Below are 20555 nucleotides of genomic sequence, written 5' to 3'. Positions count from 1 at the left end.
TTAATTCCTACAGCGATTCACATCTGAAGGTTATAAAAAAAGAAGATTAGGATCTTCCCGAGCGATCTAATGGCGAGACGTCAAGCGCCAGATCAGCAGAGCATCTATCTTCAAAAACAGGTAAATCAGCCCTGATTCCCCTTCTCACAGCCATAAAAAAACGGAACCGAAGTCCCGTTTTCTCTCAAAAAATATTGACTGTTTCAAGCTGCCTGCGCCGGCACACCGCTATGGAAACGGAAAGTATCATCCGGGCTTAAAATCAGATTTTTTTCCACTTCACGAATATGCTGAATCCGGCCCTGAATATCTTCTTCCGGATTTTTTAGCTTGGCAGTTTTGGCAACGTCCAATGCCAGTGCCAGATAATCTTCATAATGACGCGATTCAGATTTCAGCAAATAGCGGTAGTAACGCCCCAGCTCTTCATCAACATGCGGTGCCAAGGCATAAAAACGCTCACAGGAACGCGCTTCTACAAAGGCGCCAATCACCAGTACATCAATTAACGCTTCTGGTTCATAGGTACGGATTTCTTTGCGTAAGCCGCCAGCATAACGACCTGCGCTTAAGCCTTTCCACTCCTGTCCGCGTTTGTTCATGAATTCCAGCACCTGTTCATAGTGCAGCATTTCTTCACGAACCAGTTGCGCCAGCTTGACCTGCAAATCGGTAAAGAAGCTGTAGCGGAACATCAGGTTCATGGCTGTACCGGCGGCTTTTTTCTCGCAGTTAGCATGATCCTGCATCAGGATTTCCAGATTATTCAGTGCTTCGTCCAGCCAGGCTTGCGGGGTTTCACAGCCCAGGAAGCCGATCACCGGCTTCATGAGCTCATCATAATTGATTGTCGACATACAAAAACTTCAAGATTATCGTGCAGCTTTAATCGCTGCTTTCATTTGCTGTACAGCTTGGGCCAGACCCACAAACACCGCATCGGCAATGAGCGAGTGACCAATATTCAGTTCATGAATTTGCGGGATTGCGGCAATCGGCGTCACGTTATCTAAATTCAGGCCATGGCCGGCATTCACCACCAGACCTTTGGCCGCGGCATATTCGGCACCTTTCACAATACGTTCCAGCTCAGCCTGCTGCGCCTCTGCGGTTTCAGCATCGGCGTAGGCACCGGTATGAATTTCAATGGTTGGTGCACCACAAGCAACTGCGGCATCAATCTGGGCAAAGTCAGCATCAATAAACAGGGATACATCACAACCCAGAACAGAGAGAGCCTGCGTTGCCGCTTTTACCGCAGCAAAATTACCGACCACATCCAGTCCACCTTCTGTGGTGACTTCCTGGCGTTTTTCCGGGACAAAGCAAATATGATGCGGTTTAATTTCTTTGGCGAACTCAATCATTTCATCAGTCACCGCCATTTCCAGATTCATGCGGGTTTTCAGCAATGGACGCATACGACGCACATCATCATCCTGAATATGACGACGATCTTCACGCAGATGCAAGGTAATACCCTCTGCACCAGCCTGTTCACAAATCAGTGCGGCATTGACCGGATCTGGGTAAGTGGTGCCACGTGCTTGTCGCAATGTTGCAACATGGTCAATATTTACACCAAGTAATGCAGCCATACTCTTTTCCTAATTACGATTGTGTTTGGGAGTTCTGTATCCACAATTGACGACTTTTTAACGGCCGATCTCCCAGCAGGGAGCTGATCATCTGCCGATATAATTTAGACAGTAATTGTAACTGTTTTGGATTAAAATCCCTACCCTTTTCATGGTCACGCATACTCAAAATCTGCGCGCCACTTAAACCAGAACGGGAAGCCTGCGCCGTTGGCATAAAGCCTTCATTTAATAAAAACTGGTACTGCTGCGTTGCACCAATCGGCTGCTGGTTGGCATCCACTTCAAAGTCGATGGCATAACCCAGTTCTTGCAGCAACACATGCTCAAACTGGCGCAGAATCTGTCTTAAAAAGCTGTTCGGCTGCGGATGGCTCGACAGCTGCTGCAATTGCTGCAAAGTCGTGGCATATTGCAGAAAAGTCTCGGGCATCTCGACTTCGAGCGGACACAGACGCAGCAAAATTTCATTCAGATAAAAACCGGAGAAAAAGGCATCGCCAAAGAAAAATACGGGCTGGTTGATAATTTCCAGTTTGGTAAAATTTTTCAGTTCAGATTTACCCGAGGCCTGCAGGCTAATCGGTTGATATTGTGGTGGCGGGGTTTGTCTTAAAATACCATCAATCCGCCCATATTCCTGGGTAAACAGATGCACAATATGACTACGCTCGCGGTATTTACGATGATGGATCAGGTAGCCATGCAAGACTTCATTACGCATGCGGGCAGGATATCAGCCTAATCATCTTTCTTTTTGCTTTCATCTTCTTCATCCCCATCGGGAATGACTGCACCGACCACAGCGGCCGTGCCTTTGACCACGCCTTTGGTGGTTTTATAGGCCACTTTAACCGGAACTGTAACCACCTTATGAATACAGCCCTGCAGCATGAACATGCAGGCTAAAATCACAGCAATTTTGGTCATTACAGTTCCTCGTTTCATGGCTTAGATATCGCTATATCCCAAGCTTTTTAATGCACGTTCATCATCTGACCAGCCACCTTTGACTTTCACCCAAAGCGTGAGCATGATTTTCTGTTCGAACATTTTTTCCATATCGACACGGGCATCCATCCCGATTTTTTTCAGCTTAGCACCTTTTTCACCAATCACAATGGCTTTTTGGCCCGGACGGTCTACGAAGATGGTGGCATCAATATAAGTACAGGCCGGTTTCATACGACCGGTTTTTTCATTTAAAGCCGGCTCTTCGGTTTTAAATGATTCAATCTGTACGGTTAAATCATATGGCAACTCTTCACCGAGCTGACGCATGATTTTTTCACGAATAATTTCAGAGGCCAGGAAGCGCTCGGAACGGTCGGTGACCTGATCAAATGAATATAACGGTGGCTGGAATGGCAGATACTGCTCGATGGTGTCACGCAGATGTTCCAGATTGGCACCACGCAGCGCGGATACTGGCACAATTTCTGCAAAGTTCATCAGCTTGGCACGCTCCTGAATCAGCGGCAGCGCCTGATTTTTATTCTCGAAGGTATCCAGTTTATTGATCACCAGAATGACCGGCATCTCTGCATTTTTCAATTTCTCCAGTACGAGTTCATCGTTCTGGGTCCATTTTTGTGCATCGACGACGAATAATACCAGATTCACATCTCGCAGCGCCGAGTGCGCGGCACGGTTCATCATTTTGTTGATGGCACGCACTTCTTTTTTGTGCATCCCCGGAGTATCAACATACACTGCCTGAGATTTTTCACGCGAATCAATCCCGACAATTTTATGACGGGTGGTTTGTGGCTTACGCGAGGTAATAGACAGTTTTTGACCCAACAGGTGGTTCATCAGGGTAGATTTACCCACGTTTGGCCGGCCCACAATGGCCACAAATCCGCTACGGTAATCCGATGGAATTTCCTGACCTTGTGAACTGAAGAATTGATTGATTAAATCGTGGCTGTCGCTTTGCGACTCGTGATCAGCATCGTTGTGATCGGAATGGATTGTCATTGAGACGTTTGCTCCAAGAGTTTTAAAATTTCCGCGGCAACTGCCTGCTCGGCAAAGCGGCGGCTAGAACCTTCACCTTTCATTACCGGTAAAGCATCGACCCGGCATTCCACCTTGAAATGCTGGTTCGGGGCATCACCCTGAATATCTACAACCTCGTAAACTGGGAGAGGTTTTTTACGTGCTTGTAAATACTCTTGCAGGCGTGATTTCGGATCTTTGAGCTGATCGGTTGGCTCAATATGATCCAGATAAGGCACATACCATTTTAACACAATCGTCTGTAGCAGGTTTAAATCCCCACAGTCGATATAAATCGCACCAATAATCGCCTCGACTGCATCTGCAAGTATAGACTCACGATGATGACCGCCTGATTTCAATTCACCGGTACTGAGAATTAAATTTTGACTGAGTTTTAAATCATTGGCGATTTTACCCAGTGCTTCCTGACGCACCAGTGTTGCGCGCATACGGGTCAGCCGCCCTTCATTTTCCTGCGGATAGGCGGTGTAGAGATAATTGGCAATAATCATCCCTAAAAGTGAATCGCCTAGAAATTCTAGGCGTTCATAGTTGTGTTTGTGACTGACCGAACGATGCGTCAGCGCCAGCTTGAGCAGATCCGGCTGTTTAAACTGGTATCCGATGCGGCTGGCCAAACGCGTTTCATTGAGCTTGGACTGAGCTTTGATCAAAACTTTTCTCGAATTTCATGACAATATCAATATTCAATAAGAACGGTTTTCTTATCTCATAGTCTTTCTTCACCTGTAGACCATCTACATTGGTGACCTGGGCAACATCCGCAAATTTAATATCACGAATGTTGTTCATACTTAAACGCTTATCCATTTCCCCAATGAATTTTTGCGGACTCAGGTTTTTGGGTCCATGAATCAACTGCTCTTTAATCTGGTTATCCAGCATTCGATCATCGAAATACGGTCCCCAAACCGCAACTGCAATTTTTGCCATAAAAGCAAAACCAATAATTGCAACCAGAATTGCAATATACGATGCCCCTTGTTGATGACGCATTTTGTTATTTTCCTAATGGATGATTTTAATCTATGCTGCCGTTTCGGCTAAAAGACGGCAATTTAAAACCAGGCTCTTTGTGCATCCAGATATAGACGGCACGGCCGGTCAGGTTTTCTTCAGGTACAAAACCCCAGAAACGGCTGTCAGCACTCTGATCGCGGTTATCCCCTAACGCGAAGTAATGACCTTCTGGAACTTTGACTTCCCAATATAAACCATTTGTAGAAGCATATTTACCATTTTCGACATAATTAATAAAGGGTGCCTGACGCGCCACGTTTACGCCTTCCAGTTCACGCATGGTAAAAGTATGCTTGCCTAAAGTTTCCTGATGGTAAATCGAGTTGGGTGTATCGAGGCTGTCTTTTTCACGGCTAAATTCCAGTGCAACTTTCTGCACCTTTTCGCCGTTAATGGTAAATTGGCCATGATCATAAACAATATGATCACCCGGCAAACCCACAATCCGCTTAATGTAGCTAATGCTTGGTTGTGGCGGATAACGGAACACCGCCACATCACCGCGTTCTGGCGAACCGGTATCAATAATTTTGCTGTTGACGATTGGCAAACGCACGCCATAGTCAAATTTATTTACCAGAATAAAATCCCCGGTCTCCAGGGTTGGCACCATTGAATCTGACGGGATGTTAAACGGCTCATATAAAAACGAACGCAGCACCAGCACAACGGCCAGTACCGGCCAGAAGTCATACGCCCATGTGATAATGAAATTTTCATTGCCCCGCCCTTTGGTCTGTCTTTGCTTGAAGACAAATTTATCCAGCAACCACACAGCAATAAAAAACAGCGTGGCAGGAACGAGGATCAAATTAAAATCAAAATCCATGGGCGTTTATCCTTCTAATCTTATTAGCGTTCGACTTTTAATACAGCTAAGAACGCTTCTTGTGGGATTTCAACGCTACCCACTTGCTTCATACGTTTCTTACCTTCTTTCTGCTTGGCCAGCAGTTTCTTCTTACGCGACACGTCACCGCCATAACATTTGGCCAATACGTTCTTACGCATGGCTTTTACCGTTGAACGGGCAATGATTTGCGCACCAATGGCCGCCTGAATTGCGACATCAAACATCTGACGTGGAATCAGGTCTTTCATTTTTTCAACCAGTGCAATACCACGATGACGGGCATCCTGACGGTGACAGATCATTGCCAGCGCATCGACTTTTTCACCGTTAATCAAGACATCGACTTTCACCAGCGATGAACTTTCAAAACGCACGAAGTTGTAATCTAGTGATGCAAAACCACGTGAGCAGGATTTCAATTTATCAAAGAAATCCATCACCACTTCGGCCATTGGAATTTCAAAGGTAATGGATACCTGATTACTCATGAATTTCATGTCTTTTTGCACACCACGACGCTCGATACACAAGGTCATGACGTTACCCAAGTATTCTTGCGGCACCAGAATATGACATTCGGCAATCGGTTCACGTAAGTCTTCAACGGTGGAACCGTCTGGCATTTTCGATGGACTGTCGATGTACACGGTCTGGCCATTTTTCATTACGGCTTCATAAATAACCGTAGGCGCAGAAGAAATCAGGTCCAGATCGTATTCACGTTCTAAACGTTCCTGAACGATTTCCATGTGCAGCATACCAAGGAAGCCACAGCGGAAACCAAAACCGAGCGCATCCGAACTTTCTGGTTCAAAGAACAGCGCCGAGTCATTGATTTGCAGCTTTTGCAGTGCTTCACGGAACGGTTCAAAATCGCTGGCATCAATCGGGAACAAACCGGCATAGACCTGCGGTTTTACTTTCTTGAAGCCCGGTAACACTTCCACTTCTGGCGTGGTTGCCAAAGTGATGGTATCGCCGACTGGTGCACCAAAAATGTCTTTAATGCCGGCAATCACGAAGCCGACTTCGCCCGCTTCCAGAATATCGGTTTCAGTATGTTTCGGATTGAAAATACCCACCGAGGTAATGATGTGCGTTTGACCGGTTGATTTCATCAACATCTTGTCGCCTTTACGCACACGTCCCTGCTTCACACGCACCAGAGACACAACGCCCAGATAGTTATCAAACCATGAGTCGACGATTAAAGCTTGCAATGGCGCATCACGATCACCGGTTGGTGCTGGAATAACATCAACCAGACGCTCTAACACACCCGCAATCCCCAGACCGGTTTTGGCTGAACAGGTCGGCGCATCGGTTGCTTCAATACCAATAATATCTTCAATTTCCTGAATCACACGTTCAGGCTCTGCTTGCGGCAGGTCAATCTTGTTCAGAATTGGTAAAACTTCCAGCCCTTGCTCAATCGCGGTATAGCAGTTGGCAACCGATTGTGCTTCTACGCCCTGGGCAGCATCAACCACCAGTAGTGCGCCTTCACACGCTGCCAGTGAACGTGAAACTTCATAAGAAAAGTCAACATGTCCCGGGGTGTCAATGAAATTTAACTGGTATTCCTGACCATTCGGATGGGTATAGTACAAGGTCACCGAAGTCGCTTTAATGGTAATCCCACGTTCACGCTCAAGTTCCATTGAGTCCAGTACTTGCGCCTGCATTTCGCGATCCTGCAAACCGCCACAGGTCTGAATGAAACGATCCGCAAGGGTCGACTTGCCATGATCGATATGTGCAATGATCGAGAAGTTACGAATGTTTTTAATATCAACAGATTTTTTAGCTTGCGCCATGGGCTACCTTAAAAAATAACGCGCTATGCAAACCAGATTCAGTGCACAGCAAAAGCCGAATAGAAATTGCGAAGGATTATAGCAGATGGATTTTTTAAAGTATCCAAAATAATGCAAAGCTTTTCGGCCCGGCCGGTTTTAGATCATCCGATACAAACCGGCCAGTGACGATGCTTATGCCGGCTGTGGCGGATACTGGTTAAAATCCATCGGATTCAGATCGGCTGGAATAGGCTGATACGCCTGGGAAAAACTTGGCGACATGCGTTTTGGACGGCCGCTGTCTATTTCCACACAGGCCCATTTGGTTTGCGCGACAAACAGCACGCTCTGGTCCTGCGGACGATAAAACACATACTGGCGAAACAGGTACAGCGCATTAATTTCACTGAGCCAGGTTCTTAAAATCAGCTCTTCACCGGCAAATGCAGCCTTGCGATACTGCACATGATGCTCCACCGCCACCATGGCATGTTTCATTTCCAGAAACTGCGCCATGCCCAGGCCTAAGGTTTCAATATGGGCGCTGGCCACATCCTGCATCCACTGCACATAAACCACGTTGTTGACATGGCCCAGACTGTCGATATGCTCGGGTTGAACCTGAAGTTTTAAATCAAAAAATGTACTGCTCATGCTCTGTTACTGTACTGCTGCATCGGCTATTGAGGCCCCTAGTCTACTGAAAATTGGCCCCGGATAAATTGAAAAATAAAAAAACCACAGCAGGCTGTGGTTTTTAACTGGCTCAGATCAGGAAATTCGCATGCCGACAATAGCACGTTGTCCCTGACGGATTAAGGTCACACGCGCCACGCTGCCCTTTTTCAGCTGCGAAACCGCCTGAACAAAGCTGTTGCTGTCGGTGACTGGGCTATTGTTCAGCTGTACGATGACATCACCCGGTAAAATTCGCGACTGCGCTGCAATACTGCCCGGACGGACTTCCTGAATCAGCACGCCGCCTTTAATTTCCAGCTGACGCATTTCTGCTGCTGACAGGTTCCGGATTGCGACCCCAAGTACCGGGCCTTTATTCTGGCTTGGCGTAACATTACTCTTGGCCGGGGTGTCATCCGGTGCAGTACTTAAAGTAGCCGAGATATTCCGGCGACGGTCATCGCGTAAAACTTCCAGCTGGATGGTCTGTTTAGGTGCAGTACGGTTCAGATAATTGAGTAATTCGCTGGTGCGCGAAATTGGGGTACCGTTGTATTTTAAGATCACATCACCGGCACGCAAGCCGGCTTTGGCGGCTGGAGAATCCGGTGCCACCTGGGTAATTAAGGACCCTTCCGGTTTATCCAGTCGATACGATTCTGCCAGCGTCCGGTCAATATCCTGCAGGCTCACGCCTAAATAGGAACGGGTGACTTTACCATGCTGTTTTAACTGGTCTGCCACTTCCATCGCCACATCAATCGGAATCGAGAAAGACAGGCCCATATAGCCGCCCGTTCCACTAAAGATGCGCGAGTTGACCCCAACCACCTCACCGCGCTGGTTAAATAGCGGTCCACCCGAGTTACCCGGGTTTAAGGCAACGTCAGTCTGAATAAACGGTACCGAGGTTTCCCCCATCATGTTACGCATTTTGGCACTGACAATACCGGCAGAGGCGGAATAGTCAAAACCGAATGGTGAGCCAATCGCCAGTACCGGCTCACCGACTTTCAGGCGATCGACATTACCGGTACGCAGTTCAGGGAAATTGCTGCCAGATACTTTCAGCAAGGCCACATCAGTCCGTTCATCACTGCCGACCACGGTGGCATCAATTTCACGGCGATCATTCAGGACAATGGTGACTTTGGAGGCATTTTCAATCACATGGTGGTTAGTGAGCAAGTAGCCATCTTTGCTGATAAAGAAGGCACTGCCATAACCGGTTTTTTCCTGTGGCGCCTGACGCTGCGGAATCACCACCCCATCGCCAAAGAAACGGCGTAACAGTTCCGGAACCTGTTGTTGTAACAGCTCTTCCTGGCTTAAACGTTTGACCACATTGACACTGACAACACCGGGGCTGACCTGTTCAACCAGGTTGGAAAAATCTACTGAAGTAGAGGCCTGTGCTTGAACAGATGCCATAGTGAACACAGCTGCATAGAGACCCTTCTGTAAGTAGCGATTATTCATATATAGCATTCACTCAATTTGTTTATAAAAATGTGATGTTCTGTTTTTAACATAACGCTTTTTAAGATTTCGTAATAATATGTTCAATTCCTCAACAGGATACAAGTGCTTGCGCCATTTTTTATAAAATGGAGTTTTATTGCTTTTTCTCATCATTAATAAGCATCTTGACCCTTGCCTTTTGTTTTAAAAAGCGTTGTCATTACCAGACTTTTTTCAAATTAGCTGATGGACATGTCTAATTTACATGCAACTCATCATTTTGATGTGATCATTGTGGGTAGTGGCGGCGCAGGTTTAAGTCTGGCACTGTCATTACCAGCTCATTTTAAAATTGCCGTGCTGGCCAAGTCGGCCCTGACTGATGCCAGCACCTTTTATGCCCAAGGTGGGGTCGCAGCCGTACTGGATGAAACCGACTCTATTCAACAGCATATAGATGACACAATGATTGCAGGCGCGCATTTATGTGAACTGAATGCCGTGCAACAAACTGTAGAGGGCGGTAAACCTTCGGTCGATTTCCTGCTTGAACATGGCGTTCAATTTACCCTCGATGAACAGGAACAACTGCATTTAACCCGTGAAGGCGGCCACTCCCAGCGCCGGATCATTCACGCAGCAGATGCCACGGGACGTGCCATTTCAACGACACTGGTCCAGCGGGCCAGAGAAAAACAGAATATCCAGATTTTTGAAAACTTTGTTGCCATTGACCTGATTACCACACAGAAACTCGGTCAAACCGGTGACAATCGTGCATTGGGCCTGTATGCCCTGGATGAAAACACCGACCAGATTGATACCTTCCTGGCACCCTTTACCGCACTGGCCTGCGGCGGTGCCATGAAAGCCTATCTGTACACCTCTAACCCGGATATTGCCACCGGTGACGGGATTGCCATGGCCTACCGCGCCGGTTGTCGCGTCGCCAATATGGAATTTAACCAGTTCCATCCGACCTGTTTATACCATCCGCAAGCCCGTTCCTTCTTGATTACCGAAGCCATGCGCGGTGAAGGCGCCTATTTACGCCTGCCAGATGGTGAACGCTTTATGCTACGTTTCGATGAGCGTGCCGAACTGGCACCACGTGATATTGTGGCACGTGCGATTGACTTTGAAATCAAGCGTCTGGGGATTCGTCATGTCTGGCTAGACATCACCCATAAACCGGCCGAGTTTGTTAAAGAACACTTCCCGACCCTGTATGCGCGTTTACTGGAATTGGGCATCGACATCACCAAAGATATGATTCCGGTGGTCCCGGCAGCGCATTATACCTGTGGCGGTGTAGTGGTTGATGAACACAGCCAGACCGATATTGCCGGCCTGTATGCCATTGGTGAAACGTCTTATACCGGCCTGCATGGTGCTAACCGTATGGCCAGTAACTCACTTTTAGAATGTTTTGTATATGGCATGAGTGCTGCTGAACATATTCAGGCTGAATTCAAGCCCGATTATCAATCACCAAATGTGCCGGCCTGGGATGATTCTCAAGTGACCCATCCGGATGAAGATGTGGTGATTCTACAAAACTGGGATGAACTGCGCGCCACCATGTGGAACTACGTCGGAATTGTCCGCACCACCAAGCGTTTGCAACGTGCCCTGCACCGTATTGAAATGCTGAAACGTGAAATTACCGAGTATTATCAGGACTACAAAGTCAGTAAAAACCTGATTGAACTGCGTAATCTGGTGCTGGTTTCAGAAATGATTGTGCGCTGTGCCATGCAGCGTAAAGAATCGCGTGGCCTGCATTACACCCTGGATTATCCAGAACTGGCAGATGAGCTGCGTAAAACTGTCCTCACGCCGCCAAACTTCCAGGTAGAAACGCCATTGGTGAATGAGGATGTGCCGGCTTAAAACGCTTATGCCATCTTCAGTTCTGAAAGATAAAAAAACCGAATCGCAGAATGCGATTCGGTTTTTTATTGGGATCAGCCAAAAATGGTTTCAGCCGGATGGTTCCTCAAGTTGAAGCATATTGCGCTGCACTCGAGGTTGGCTTTAATAATGGCAACTGCTCAGGTTCTAGCACTCCGGACAGCAATTGCGGCAGATAGGTCTGCACATAATTACGTAAAGTCAGTGCCACTTGTGCCGAGAAATGTGGCTGCTGCAATTGTGTCTGTAAATGTGCCAAAGCCTGCGCCTCGGTCAGCTGATGGGTTTGCACCGCATAGACATAGCCCAATACAGCACCTTGTGCCAAAAACTGATACGGCAACCCGGCCTGGGCATTGCTGGCAATTGAACCTAACACCCGCTCGGATGCACTGAGCTTGCGTAGCGGATCACGCGCCACCCGCGCACACGGGTCTTTATAGGCATGGACACAGGAGTTTGCAAAACTTTGTGCCAGTGCATGCAGGTCGTGTTGCCGGTGTGGTAACACCACCGCCAGTCCCTGCTGAACCTGCTGCAACAACTGCTGCATGAACTGTTCAATCTGCGGGTCGGCCAGAGCCACACCAATGGTTTGATGACCACGCAGGCTGGCATACCAGGCAAGCATGGCATGCACCCCGTTCCAGAGCCGGTTTTTAATCAGCTGGATTTCACTGATGTCTTCGACCAGAATCATCTGCCGCATTTTTTGTAGTAACGGGCTGGCATTTTCTACATAAATTGGCATGTCAATTTCTGCATTAAACAGAATGAGATCCATCGTTTGCAGAATATGACTCGGCTGGAAATTACGGCGCAAATCTTCCACATACAGGCTGGCCTGACGTTCCTGCTCCGGCTGCAAACGGGTGTTATCCTCAATTTCAACCGGCTCGGCTTCATCTTCCGTTTGCGACTGCTTGAAGATGTTGTATTTAATCCGTAGCTGGCGGTACAGGTTCTGGTCAGTCAGTTTGGATACCATACGGTTGACCACGGTATCGCAGAAATAATGCTGCGCTAAAATGGCTTGTGCGGTCTGCACATCACTTAAGGCCACCAGGGCTTTACGGATATGCTCCAGCAATAACTGCTTGGCACCGACTTTATTTAAAATAATCAGCACGGTTAAAGGCGCAGCCGGCTGGTCCTGATGGGCCAGATAACGTGCATACAGGCCTTGCGCAATCACCTCAGCTTCGCTGCTCAGCGCTTTTTCTGGCAGACATAAGGCAATCAAGCTGGATTCGATATACATCTCCTGCATGTGCTGCAGGTTATCTGCATCAATAATGCTCATGTTTTCAATACGTTCATCATAGGACATTTGCCCATAACGAATGCAATAGGTGCCAAAAGCATTCACCGCAGAGCGATACAGCTGGTTACGGGTAGAAGCGTAAATCCGTTTCGGACGGGTATAACCATCCCAATGCGATAATACCTGCGCCAGATAACCGCCACCAATCGCACCAAAACCATGGATTCCGACAGTTAGCTGGTTCAAGGTTTGTGGAAAGGCTTCCTGCAGGCTGGGCATGCCCAAGGCCGGAATATACAGGTTTAAATCTTCCAGATAATCTTCCATGCTTTCATAGTAGTAATGCGCCTTAGACAGCATCTGTTCATTTGGTGCTTTAATGTCCCGCAGCAGCACGGTAATGCCCTGCGCTGCATAGGCCGAGGTCACACCATTGTCTGAATCTTCAAACATGAAACAGTCACTGGCGGAGAGATTCAGCTTTTGCGCAGCGGTCAGGAAAATTTCCGGATGCGGTTTGCCACGTTGGACTTCATCTCCGCACACCAGTACATCAAAAAATTTATAGACATTGGCATTAATTAAATATTCTTCGGCAATGGCACGACGACTGGACGTCGCCACTGCCATGCGCAGCCCGGATTTACGCAAGCGCTCCAGCACCTGTAGCAAACCGGTTTTAATCGGCACGCCAAACTGACGCACACTTTCCAGTTCCAGCTCATCGGCACGCTGGCGAATTTCGGTATAGGGAATATCTTCACCATATTTAGCCTGTGCCAGCTGTTTGGCACTCCGCGCACTCAAGCCCAGACAACCCATTAAATAGTCATCGCTGAACTCGACTCCAATCAATTCCCGAGATGCCTGTTTCAAGGTTTGAAACCGTAAACGCTCAGTATCAAACATTGTGCCATCCATATCGAAAATTGCGCCCTGGATCATTTTATTTTTAAATTTAAGCATTTCCCCCCTCATTTGATCATTTTTCAACAGGCCTAGAGCCTAGAGCAATTTTTGAGGGAACAACACCTTAGACAAAGAATGAAATATTTAAGGTTAAAAATTAACCACTTGATTGGAGTAAGATTTAAGATATGTAACTTTGAGTAATTAATAAGTAACATCATGTAAATCAATAAAGCGATTTTGCTGAAATATAAGGATAAGTTTTAAATAATTCGGAGGGTGCTTTTCGGCGAATTAAATAGGCTTCAAAAAATAAAAAGCTGGAAGCATCAGATTGGCGAAGAAACTGAAGCAAGCAAAATTAAGACGAGTAAGAAAAGGATAAAATCAAGCGAGCCAGATCAAAAGAACAAGTGACCTGAGAATCAAGCCACTTGGGGTGGAATTGAATAGGTTCCGGTCACATGCGCCACCGGTTCCTCCTGCCCGACTGAATAAATCCAGACTTCACCCACGGCCAGACTTTTACCCAGTTTCATGAGCCGGCATTCCGCCCGCAGGTTTTTTCCACCAGCGGGTTTGCGTAAAAAATTGATATTCAGGTTGGTGGTGACCGCCAACCCGACAATCCCAATCTGGCCCAGAATGGCTACATATAAAGCCAGATCTGCAGCCGTCATCATGGTCGGACCAGAGATCGTGCCGCCCGGACGTAATTCACTTTCCCCAACCCGATAGGTCAAGCAGGCACCCATGGGCGTGACCGCATCAATCTCGCATTTTTCCAGGCTCTGGGGAAATTCTTGTTGTAAAAATTCAATAATTTCAGCACGGTTACTTTTCATTGTGATCAAAAAATCCTCTATCATCACGCTACTATAGAAGATTTTTAGTCTTGACCCAAATTTAAGCAGCGACTGTCTGTAAATATTTGAGCGCCTCGGCAAAGACCAGATCCGGACTTTGGGTGGCATCTAAACGTTTAATCCGTTCTGGTTCTGCCTGCCACAACTCCTGATAACCAGCACGCACCTTTTCAAAAAAGGTGACTTTTTCCTGTTCAAAACGGTCCAGCGCACCACGTTCACGCGCACGGGACATGCCCAGTTCAATCGGTGCATCCAGCCAGAAAGTCAGAGCCGGCATGTGCGAAACAAAATTCTGGTTCAGCAGTTGCAACTTTTCCCGGCTTAGGCCACGCCCAGCACACTGATAGGCAAAGCTGGCATCAGTAAAGCGGTCACAGAGTACCGTTTTGCCAGCTGCCAGTGCAGGCAGAATCACCTGCGCCAGATGCTGGGCGCGCGCTGCGTACATCAGCAGTAATTCAGTATCATTACACATCTGCTCGTCATGATTGACTGAAAGCAGCAGACTGCGAATCTGCTCGGCCATCGGGGTGCCACCCGGTTCACGGGTTAGCACTACTTCACTGCCTTGAGCCTGCAAATGTTCATAAATACGACGGATGAGCGTGGTTTTACCTACCCCTTCGGTGCCTTCAAAGCTAATAAACATGCTCACTCCTTGTTCTTCGCACGAATGACCGCCAGATATTCCTGAACTGCGCGGTTATGATCTTGCAGATTGGTACTGAATTTATGCCCGCCATCACCGGTGGCGACAAAATAAAGATTGTCGGAATCATCCGGATGCATTGCTGCTTCAATCGTGCGTTTGCTTGGCAGTGCAATTGGTGTTGGCGGCAAACCATAGATGGTATAGGTATTGTACGGGGTTGGGGTACGTAAATCCTTACGGGTAATATTGCCCTGATATTTGTCGCCCATTCCATAAATGACGGTTGGGTCAGTTTGTAAACGCATGCCTATCTTTAAACGGCGCACAAATACGCCAGAGACCTGACGCAGTTCGCTATCGACATGGGTTTCTTTTTCAATAATCGACGCCATCACCAGCGCTTCATATTTATTCTTGTACGGTAAATCTGGTGCACGGTTGGCCCAGGCTTCATCCAGTGCTTTCATCTGACGCTGATATAAATCGGTCAGAATTTTACGATCCGATTCGCCCTTGGCAAAGAAATAGGTATCTGGCGCAAACAGGCCTTCCGGATGCTCAAACGGAATATTCAGTGCTTTTAATAATTGATCGGTCGGAAGATGGCTGACTTCTTTAGTCACCAGCTCATCCTTTTGCAGATGCTGCACCAATTGTTTAAAGGTGGTGCCTTCAATGACCAGAATCCGGTTCATCTGCGCATTTTCTGCATTGGAGATCATTTCCATGACTTCACGGATGCTCATACCCTGCTGGATTTCATAAACCCCGGCTTTCATCGAATCATGAATCATGATTTTCTGATACAGCTTCAGAATAATCGGAAAACTGACCTGATCATTTTTTTCCAGACGATCAATAAAACCGGAATAGGTATCGCCATCGCCAATGGCCAGTAATTCTTTCTGGCCTTTTACCGGATAGTCTTTAAACAGGCTGGACCAGAGGATGACTACGACAATGAGGAGTACGCCCAGTAACAGGGTTAAAATGCCTTTCATCGGCAATGGGGAACGAGGCTTGTTTTTCTTTTTCGTTTTAGAGCGGGATGAAGACATATTAATGCATCTGATTCAATTGAAGACGATTAAACAGTTCAATACAGGCTTGAACATCTAAAAGGCGTGCATCGAGCTGGATCACGATTTTCATCGGACTGAGCGCATTACAGAAAAACAGACTCTGGAACTGCGCAATTTCTTCCATATCGACATAACGCTGGCGACAGGAAATGCCGTGCTGCTGCATACGGGCCAGAATTTCAGCCCGCATCACGCCGTGGACGCCATTATAACGAAGTTCCGGCGTAATCCATTCATTGTTTATAAGAATGAAACAATTACTGCTCACCCCTTCAACAACCGAGCCTTGCACATCAGTCACCAAGGCTTCCGGCCAACCCTGCGCATCGGCTTCTTTTTTCAGTATCACCTGTTCTAAACGGTTCAGGCTTTTGATGCCGACCAGATGTGGCATACTCAGCCCCATCGCTTGTTTCAACACACCACTGGCGATTTTTTCATAGTGAAAATCATCCACTGCTTTAGGATAAAAAAAGACCCAGACATCAGCCTCTTGTGCGGGCAGGCTATAACCGCGCTGTCCATCTCCCCGACTAATGATGATTTTTAAGGTGCCGTTAACCTGCGGATAGCGCTGCTGCAGCTGTTGAATCGACTGCTGGATAAAAGCCAGATTGGCATTTACATACAAACGCTCACAGCCGCGTTGTAACCGCAGCAGATGTAAGGCCTCCAGTTCAATCTGGCCATTGCGGATGCGCGCGGTACTAAAGCAGCCATCGCCATAATGAAAGGCACGGTCCAGCACTGAAACGGCCGATATTTCCTCAGCATTCTTAAAACATTGCATACAACAAGTATCTATTTGAGCTGGCTTTAGTGTAAGAATGGAAGATCTATTTATATTTCTTTTTTATTCATATAAAATTCATTTTTTATTATTTTTTTAGGAATAAGACTAGCGCTATTCTTGCCTCATGTTACAAAACAGCGAAAAATTTGAGGTTAGTCATGAGTTTTACAAAATTAAAAATTGGGGTACTGGCCGCATTAATTTCGGCATCCTCCTTTGGTGTTGCTGCAAAAGATTTTCTGAACGTGTCGTATGACCCGACCCGTGAATTATATGATGATGTGAATAAACAGTTCGGCAAATACTGGGAAAGCCGGACCGAACAAAAAATTAATTTTAAACAGTCGCATGGCGGTTCAGGCAAGCAGGCCCGTGCCGTAATTGATGGCCTGAGTGCCGATGTGGTGACACTGGCTTTGGCCGCCGATATTGATGTAATTGCGGAAAAAGCCAAACTGTTTCCGGCAGACTGGCAAAAGAAATTACCACATAACTCGACACCTTATACCTCGACCATTGTATTTTTAGTGCGTAAAGGCAACCCGAAAGGCATTCAGGACTGGGGCGATCTGGTCAAGCCGGGTGTGGGCATTATTACCCCGAACCCGAAAACCTCAGGCGGTGCACGCTGGAACTATCTGGCCGCCTGGGCTTGGGCTAAACATCAGCCGGGTGGCAATGATCAAACCGCACAGGAATTTGTACGTAAAATTTATAAAAACACCAAAGTCCTTGATTCGGGCGCCCGCGGTTCAACCACCACCTTTGCCGAGCGTGGCATTGGTGATGTGCTGCTGGCCTGGGAAAATGAAGCGCACTTAGCCATTCGTGAGCAGCCGGGTAAATTTGAAATTATTACCCCAAGCCTGTCGGTACTGGCAGAACCGCCGGTGGCCATTGTTGAGAAAAATGCCGAAAAACACGGCAACAAATATTTGGCCCAAGGCTATTTAAACTTCCTGTATTCCCCACTCGGACAGGATTTAGCCGGCAAACATTATTATCGTCCTCGTAGCGAAGCAGCATTAAAGAAATACAGCCAGGTCTTTAAGCCGTTAAAGCTGGTCACGGTAGATCAGGAATTTGGGGGCTGGGCCAAAGTCCAGTCTGCACATTTTGAAAATGGCGGTATTTTCGACCAGATCGTAAAAGCCAATAGCGCTAAATAATTCAGCTGTAGCATCAGCAACTGTAAGGTAAGCAAAGGAGCATCGACATGATTCATACCGTAATTGTTCCGGGCGTAGGTGGCAGTGAATATAGCCACTGGCAATCCTGGTTACAACGACAGCTCATGTCCTGCTCCCGCGTCGAGCAGCAGGACTGGAATGCCCCGGTACTCGAAACCTGGGTAGAACAGTTCCGAAGCACCGTGGCGGCGATTGATGCACCGCTGCAAATTGTGGCGCATAGCTTTGGCTGTTTGACTACCGTAGCCGCTCTGGCGCAATACCCGGCGCTGCAACGCAAGGTCAAGAATCTGGTACTGGTGGCACCGGCCAACCCGGGCCGTTTTGGTGAAGCCGGTTTTGCCCGTGACAGCCAGCATGACTATCAGGATTATTTTCATCAGCTGCAAGTGCAGGTTCCCGCCAGCATGCTGATCAGTGAAAATGATCCCTGGTTAAATGCCGAACATGCACTGGAACTGGCGCAGTCCTGGCAATTAGAACCGGTAAGCTTGGGCCATGTCGGGCATATTAATGTCGCCTCTGGTTTTGGTCCTTTTCCTGAACTCTGGAATTACCTGATTTCAGAAAAGGCTATGCAGCATATCAGTATTACTGATGACAGCAAGTATTTATTTAAATTTGCAATTTAACCCTCGCAAATTATGCTTGTGCCGAAATTTATTTATTTTTCGCTGGCTGATTTCAGCCCGCATTCTCTCTTTGAGGAGTAATCATGTCGCAGCGGTCCCGAGTGCTGCCAGGATTTGGTCTTTCTCTAGGCTTTACCCTAGCGTATTTATCATTAATCGTTCTGATTCCTTTGTCTGCCGTATTTTTAAAATCGCTGGACATTGGCTGGGAAGGTTTATGGGAAATTTTAAGTTCTGAACGTATCTTAAAATCTTTGCAGTTAAGTTTTAGTGCTGCGCTGATCGCAGCGCTGGTGAACGTCGTTTTTGGTTTATTGCTGGCCTGGTGTCTGGTGCGTTACCGCTTCCCGGGCAAACGCCTGATTGATGCGCTGGTCGATTTACCTTTTGCCTTACCGACCGCCGTGGCCGGTATTGCCCTGACCTCTTTATATGCACCGACCGGCTGGATTGGTCAGTATCTGGAACCTTTAGGCATTCAGGTGGCCTATACCCCAATCGGGATTACCTTGGCCCTGATCTTCATTGGTATTCCATTTGTGGTGCGTACCGTACAACCGGTACTCAGCGATCTGGAAACCGAGCTGGAAGAAGCGGCATCTGCTCTGGGCGCAAACCGTCTGCAGATTGTTACCAAAGTGATTTTCCCGATTTTACTGCCGGCATTAATTACTGGTTTTGCCCTGGCCTTTGCCCGTGGCGTGGGTGAATATGGTTCGGTAATCTTCATTGCCGGGAACCAGCCTTTTGAAACTGAAATTGCCCCGCTGATGATTATCTCCCGTTTAGAAGAATATGATTATGCCGGTGCAACCACTATTGCGGTGGTAATGCTGCTGATTTCATTCGTGATGCTGTTCCTGATTAACTTGTTACAAGCATGGGCCAGCCGTCGTACAGGGAGAACAGCCCGATGAGTTTAAATACCAACAGCAATGCTTTGGCCGACAAGCTGCAATCGCGTGATGCCACCCGTGAACCGACCTGGGTTCGCTACACCTTACTGACCATTGCCCTGATTTTCTTCCTGAGCTGCCTGATTCTGCCGTTAATTCTGGTATTCGTTGAAGCCTTTAAACAAGGCGTGGGCGTGTATACCCAGGCACTGGTACATCCAGATACCTTATCTGCAGTCAAACTGACCTTACTCACTGCGGCCATTGCCGTTCCACTCAACGTGGTGTTTGGTGTAGCCGCAGCCTGGTCGGTAGCCAAGTTTAACTTCCCGGGTAAATCAATTCTGACCACCATCATTGATTTACCATTCTCGGTTTCTCCGGTCATTGCCGGGATGATGCTGGTACTGATTTTTGGTACCCAGGGCTGGATGGGCAACTGGTTAATGGACAACGACATCAAGATTTTGTATGCCGTGCCAGCGATTGTCATTGCCACCATCTTTATTACTGTACCGTTTGTGGCGCGTGAACTGATTCCGCTCATGGAAGCGCAAGGCACCGAAGAAGAAGAAGCGGCCATTGTACTGGGTGCCTCTGGCTGGCAAACTTTCTGGAAAGTTACCTTACCAAATATTAAATGGGGCCTGATTTACGGTGTCATTCTGTGTAATGCCCGGGCGATGGGTGAGTTTGGTGCGGTCTCGGTCGTGTCTGGACACATTCGCGGTGAAACCAATACCTTGCCTTTACACGTTGAGATTCTCTATAACGAATATACCTTCAGTGCTGCGTTTGCGGTGTCATCCCTGCTGGCCCTACTGGCAATTGTGACCTTGATCCTGAAAACCTGGGTCGAAATCCGTCAGGAAAAGCAGGACAAACGTAATGAAGATTCAACAGTTTCTTAAGGAATGACC

The 20555-nt window shown here is 47.4% G+C and carries 21 protein-coding genes; 5 read left to right on the top strand and 16 right to left on the bottom strand.

Annotated features, from left to right (window positions below; translation table 11 throughout):
* Window positions 1-203: 203 nt before the first annotated feature.
* The 11 genes from F905_RS02470 to F905_RS02420 form a co-directional block, all read right to left on the bottom strand.
* Window positions 204-857, bottom strand: a complete 654-nt coding sequence (locus tag F905_RS02470) for a MiaE family protein (protein WP_005176696.1) — start codon at window positions 855-857, stop codon at window positions 204-206.
* A gap of 15 nt (window positions 858-872) precedes the next feature.
* The gene (pdxJ, locus tag F905_RS02465) at window positions 873-1598 is read right to left on the bottom strand and encodes a pyridoxine 5'-phosphate synthase (protein ID WP_005176693.1); all 726 of its coding nucleotides are present in this window, start codon (window positions 1596-1598) and stop codon (window positions 873-875) included.
* Between the two features lie 13 nt (window positions 1599-1611).
* On the bottom strand, window positions 1612-2322 hold the full coding sequence (recO, locus tag F905_RS02460) for a DNA repair protein RecO (protein ID WP_005176690.1): 711 nt from the start codon (window positions 2320-2322) through the stop codon (window positions 1612-1614).
* A gap of 17 nt (window positions 2323-2339) precedes the next feature.
* Window positions 2340-2528, bottom strand: coding sequence for an NF038104 family lipoprotein (locus F905_RS02455; RefSeq protein WP_005176688.1), 189 nt, complete (start codon window positions 2526-2528; stop codon window positions 2340-2342).
* A gap of 21 nt (window positions 2529-2549) precedes the next feature.
* Window positions 2550-3578: a GTPase Era gene (gene era, locus F905_RS02450; RefSeq protein ID WP_005176687.1), complete on the bottom strand. Its 1029-nt coding sequence runs from the start codon at window positions 3576-3578 to the stop codon at window positions 2550-2552.
* The gene (rnc, locus tag F905_RS02445; RefSeq protein WP_005176685.1) at window positions 3575-4276 is read right to left on the bottom strand and encodes a ribonuclease III; all 702 of its coding nucleotides are present in this window, start codon (window positions 4274-4276) and stop codon (window positions 3575-3577) included. Before rnc ends, era begins: the two co-directional genes overlap by 4 nt.
* A complete protein-coding gene (locus F905_RS02440; RefSeq protein ID WP_005176678.1) occupies window positions 4248-4619 on the bottom strand; it encodes a DUF4845 domain-containing protein in 372 nt (123 codons plus the stop codon). The genes rnc and F905_RS02440 overlap by 29 nt, the downstream gene beginning before the upstream one ends.
* 25 nt (window positions 4620-4644) lie before the next feature.
* Complete coding sequence (gene lepB / locus F905_RS02435; RefSeq protein WP_005176674.1) at window positions 4645-5472, bottom strand: signal peptidase I; 828 nt, start codon at window positions 5470-5472, stop codon at window positions 4645-4647.
* Window positions 5473-5495: 23 nt separating this feature from the next.
* On the bottom strand, window positions 5496-7313 hold the full coding sequence (gene lepA / locus F905_RS02430) for a translation elongation factor 4 (protein WP_005176673.1): 1818 nt from the start codon (window positions 7311-7313) through the stop codon (window positions 5496-5498).
* A 174-nt stretch (window positions 7314-7487) separates the two neighbouring features.
* Window positions 7488-7949, bottom strand: coding sequence for an acyl-CoA thioesterase (locus F905_RS02425; protein WP_005176672.1), 462 nt, complete (start codon window positions 7947-7949; stop codon window positions 7488-7490).
* A 117-nt stretch (window positions 7950-8066) separates the two neighbouring features.
* Window positions 8067-9452 (bottom strand): Do family serine endopeptidase, encoded by a 1386-nt coding sequence (locus tag F905_RS02420; RefSeq protein ID WP_005176671.1) that lies wholly within the window; start codon window positions 9450-9452, stop codon window positions 8067-8069.
* A 228-nt stretch (window positions 9453-9680) separates the two neighbouring features.
* Between F905_RS02420 and nadB the strand changes: the two genes are divergently transcribed.
* Window positions 9681-11327 (top strand): L-aspartate oxidase, encoded by a 1647-nt coding sequence (gene nadB, locus F905_RS02415; protein ID WP_005176669.1) that lies wholly within the window; start codon window positions 9681-9683, stop codon window positions 11325-11327.
* Between the two features lie 106 nt (window positions 11328-11433).
* On the opposite strand, the gene mtlD is transcribed toward nadB, so the two are convergent.
* The 5 genes from mtlD to pabC all read right to left on the bottom strand — a co-directional run bounded on the left by mtlD (window position 11434) and on the right by pabC (window position 16914).
* Complete coding sequence (gene mtlD, locus F905_RS02410) at window positions 11434-13578, bottom strand: bifunctional mannitol-1-phosphate dehydrogenase/phosphatase (protein WP_005176667.1); 2145 nt, start codon at window positions 13576-13578, stop codon at window positions 11434-11436.
* Between the two features lie 368 nt (window positions 13579-13946).
* Window positions 13947-14366, bottom strand: a complete 420-nt coding sequence (locus tag F905_RS02405) for a PaaI family thioesterase (RefSeq protein ID WP_005176662.1) — start codon at window positions 14364-14366, stop codon at window positions 13947-13949.
* Between the two features lie 61 nt (window positions 14367-14427).
* Complete coding sequence (gene tmk / locus F905_RS02400; protein ID WP_005176660.1) at window positions 14428-15039, bottom strand: dTMP kinase; 612 nt, start codon at window positions 15037-15039, stop codon at window positions 14428-14430.
* A 2-nt stretch (window positions 15040-15041) separates the two neighbouring features.
* Entirely contained in the window at window positions 15042-16100 is a 1059-nt protein-coding gene (mltG, locus tag F905_RS02395) for an endolytic transglycosylase MltG (protein ID WP_005176658.1), read from the bottom strand.
* Window position 16101: 1 nt separating this feature from the next.
* On the bottom strand, window positions 16102-16914 hold the full coding sequence (gene pabC, locus F905_RS02390) for an aminodeoxychorismate lyase (protein WP_005176657.1): 813 nt from the start codon (window positions 16912-16914) through the stop codon (window positions 16102-16104).
* A 161-nt stretch (window positions 16915-17075) separates the two neighbouring features.
* Here pabC and F905_RS02385 point away from each other — a divergent pair, with 161 nt between their 5' ends.
* From F905_RS02385 to cysW, 4 genes are all read left to right on the top strand, one after another.
* On the top strand, window positions 17076-18086 hold the full coding sequence (locus F905_RS02385) for a sulfate ABC transporter substrate-binding protein (RefSeq protein WP_005176656.1): 1011 nt from the start codon (window positions 17076-17078) through the stop codon (window positions 18084-18086).
* A gap of 47 nt (window positions 18087-18133) precedes the next feature.
* A complete protein-coding gene (locus F905_RS02380) occupies window positions 18134-18739 on the top strand; it encodes an alpha/beta hydrolase (RefSeq protein ID WP_005176655.1) in 606 nt (201 codons plus the stop codon).
* Window positions 18740-18822: 83 nt separating this feature from the next.
* Window positions 18823-19656: a sulfate ABC transporter permease subunit CysT gene (gene cysT, locus F905_RS02375; RefSeq protein ID WP_005176654.1), complete on the top strand. Its 834-nt coding sequence runs from the start codon at window positions 18823-18825 to the stop codon at window positions 19654-19656.
* Window positions 19653-20546, top strand: coding sequence for a sulfate ABC transporter permease subunit CysW (cysW, locus tag F905_RS02370; RefSeq protein WP_005176653.1), 894 nt, complete (start codon window positions 19653-19655; stop codon window positions 20544-20546). Before cysT ends, cysW begins: the two co-directional genes overlap by 4 nt.
* Window positions 20547-20555 lie beyond the last annotated feature (9 nt).

The sequence above is a fragment of the Acinetobacter sp. CIP 53.82 genome, assembly GCF_000369465.1.
GTDB lineage: Bacteria > Pseudomonadota > Gammaproteobacteria > Pseudomonadales > Moraxellaceae > Acinetobacter > Acinetobacter indicus.
This window is presented reverse-complemented; position numbering and strand designations above follow the sequence as displayed.

What these genes read in the sequence shown, in the direction of transcription:
- F905_RS02420 (WP_005176671.1), bottom strand. Translation starts at nt 9,452, where the DNA reads ATGAATAATCGCTACTTACAGAAGGGTCTCTATGCAGCTGTGTTCACT.
- tmk (WP_005176660.1), bottom strand. Translation starts at nt 15,039, where the DNA reads ATGTTTATTAGCTTTGAAGGCACCGAAGGGGTAGGTAAAACCACGCTC.
- F905_RS02385 (WP_005176656.1), top strand. Translation starts at nt 17,076, where the DNA reads ATGAGTTTTACAAAATTAAAAATTGGGGTACTGGCCGCATTAATTTCG.
- era (WP_005176687.1), bottom strand. Translation starts at nt 3,578, where the DNA reads ATGACAATCCATTCCGATCACAACGATGCTGATCACGAGTCGCAAAGC.
- F905_RS02440 (WP_005176678.1), bottom strand. Translation starts at nt 4,619, where the DNA reads ATGCGTCATCAACAAGGGGCATCGTATATTGCAATTCTGGTTGCAATT.
- pdxJ (WP_005176693.1), bottom strand. Translation starts at nt 1,598, where the DNA reads ATGGCTGCATTACTTGGTGTAAATATTGACCATGTTGCAACATTGCGA.
- F905_RS02425 (WP_005176672.1), bottom strand. Translation starts at nt 7,949, where the DNA reads ATGAGCAGTACATTTTTTGATTTAAAACTTCAGGTTCAACCCGAGCAT.
- cysW (WP_005176653.1), top strand. Translation starts at nt 19,653, where the DNA reads ATGAGTTTAAATACCAACAGCAATGCTTTGGCCGACAAGCTGCAATCG.
- cysT (WP_005176654.1), top strand. Translation starts at nt 18,823, where the DNA reads ATGTCGCAGCGGTCCCGAGTGCTGCCAGGATTTGGTCTTTCTCTAGGC.
- mltG (WP_005176658.1), bottom strand. Translation starts at nt 16,100, where the DNA reads ATGTCTTCATCCCGCTCTAAAACGAAAAAGAAAAACAAGCCTCGTTCC.
- mtlD (WP_005176667.1), bottom strand. Translation starts at nt 13,578, where the DNA reads ATGCTTAAATTTAAAAATAAAATGATCCAGGGCGCAATTTTCGATATG.
- F905_RS02405 (WP_005176662.1), bottom strand. Translation starts at nt 14,366, where the DNA reads ATGAAAAGTAACCGTGCTGAAATTATTGAATTTTTACAACAAGAATTT.
- nadB (WP_005176669.1), top strand. Translation starts at nt 9,681, where the DNA reads ATGGACATGTCTAATTTACATGCAACTCATCATTTTGATGTGATCATT.
- lepB (WP_005176674.1), bottom strand. Translation starts at nt 5,472, where the DNA reads ATGGATTTTGATTTTAATTTGATCCTCGTTCCTGCCACGCTGTTTTTT.
- F905_RS02380 (WP_005176655.1), top strand. Translation starts at nt 18,134, where the DNA reads ATGATTCATACCGTAATTGTTCCGGGCGTAGGTGGCAGTGAATATAGC.
- F905_RS02455 (WP_005176688.1), bottom strand. Translation starts at nt 2,528, where the DNA reads ATGACCAAAATTGCTGTGATTTTAGCCTGCATGTTCATGCTGCAGGGC.
- pabC (WP_005176657.1), bottom strand. Translation starts at nt 16,914, where the DNA reads ATGCAATGTTTTAAGAATGCTGAGGAAATATCGGCCGTTTCAGTGCTG.
- recO (WP_005176690.1), bottom strand. Translation starts at nt 2,322, where the DNA reads ATGCGTAATGAAGTCTTGCATGGCTACCTGATCCATCATCGTAAATAC.
- F905_RS02470 (WP_005176696.1), bottom strand. Translation starts at nt 857, where the DNA reads ATGTCGACAATCAATTATGATGAGCTCATGAAGCCGGTGATCGGCTTC.
- lepA (WP_005176673.1), bottom strand. Translation starts at nt 7,313, where the DNA reads ATGGCGCAAGCTAAAAAATCTGTTGATATTAAAAACATTCGTAACTTC.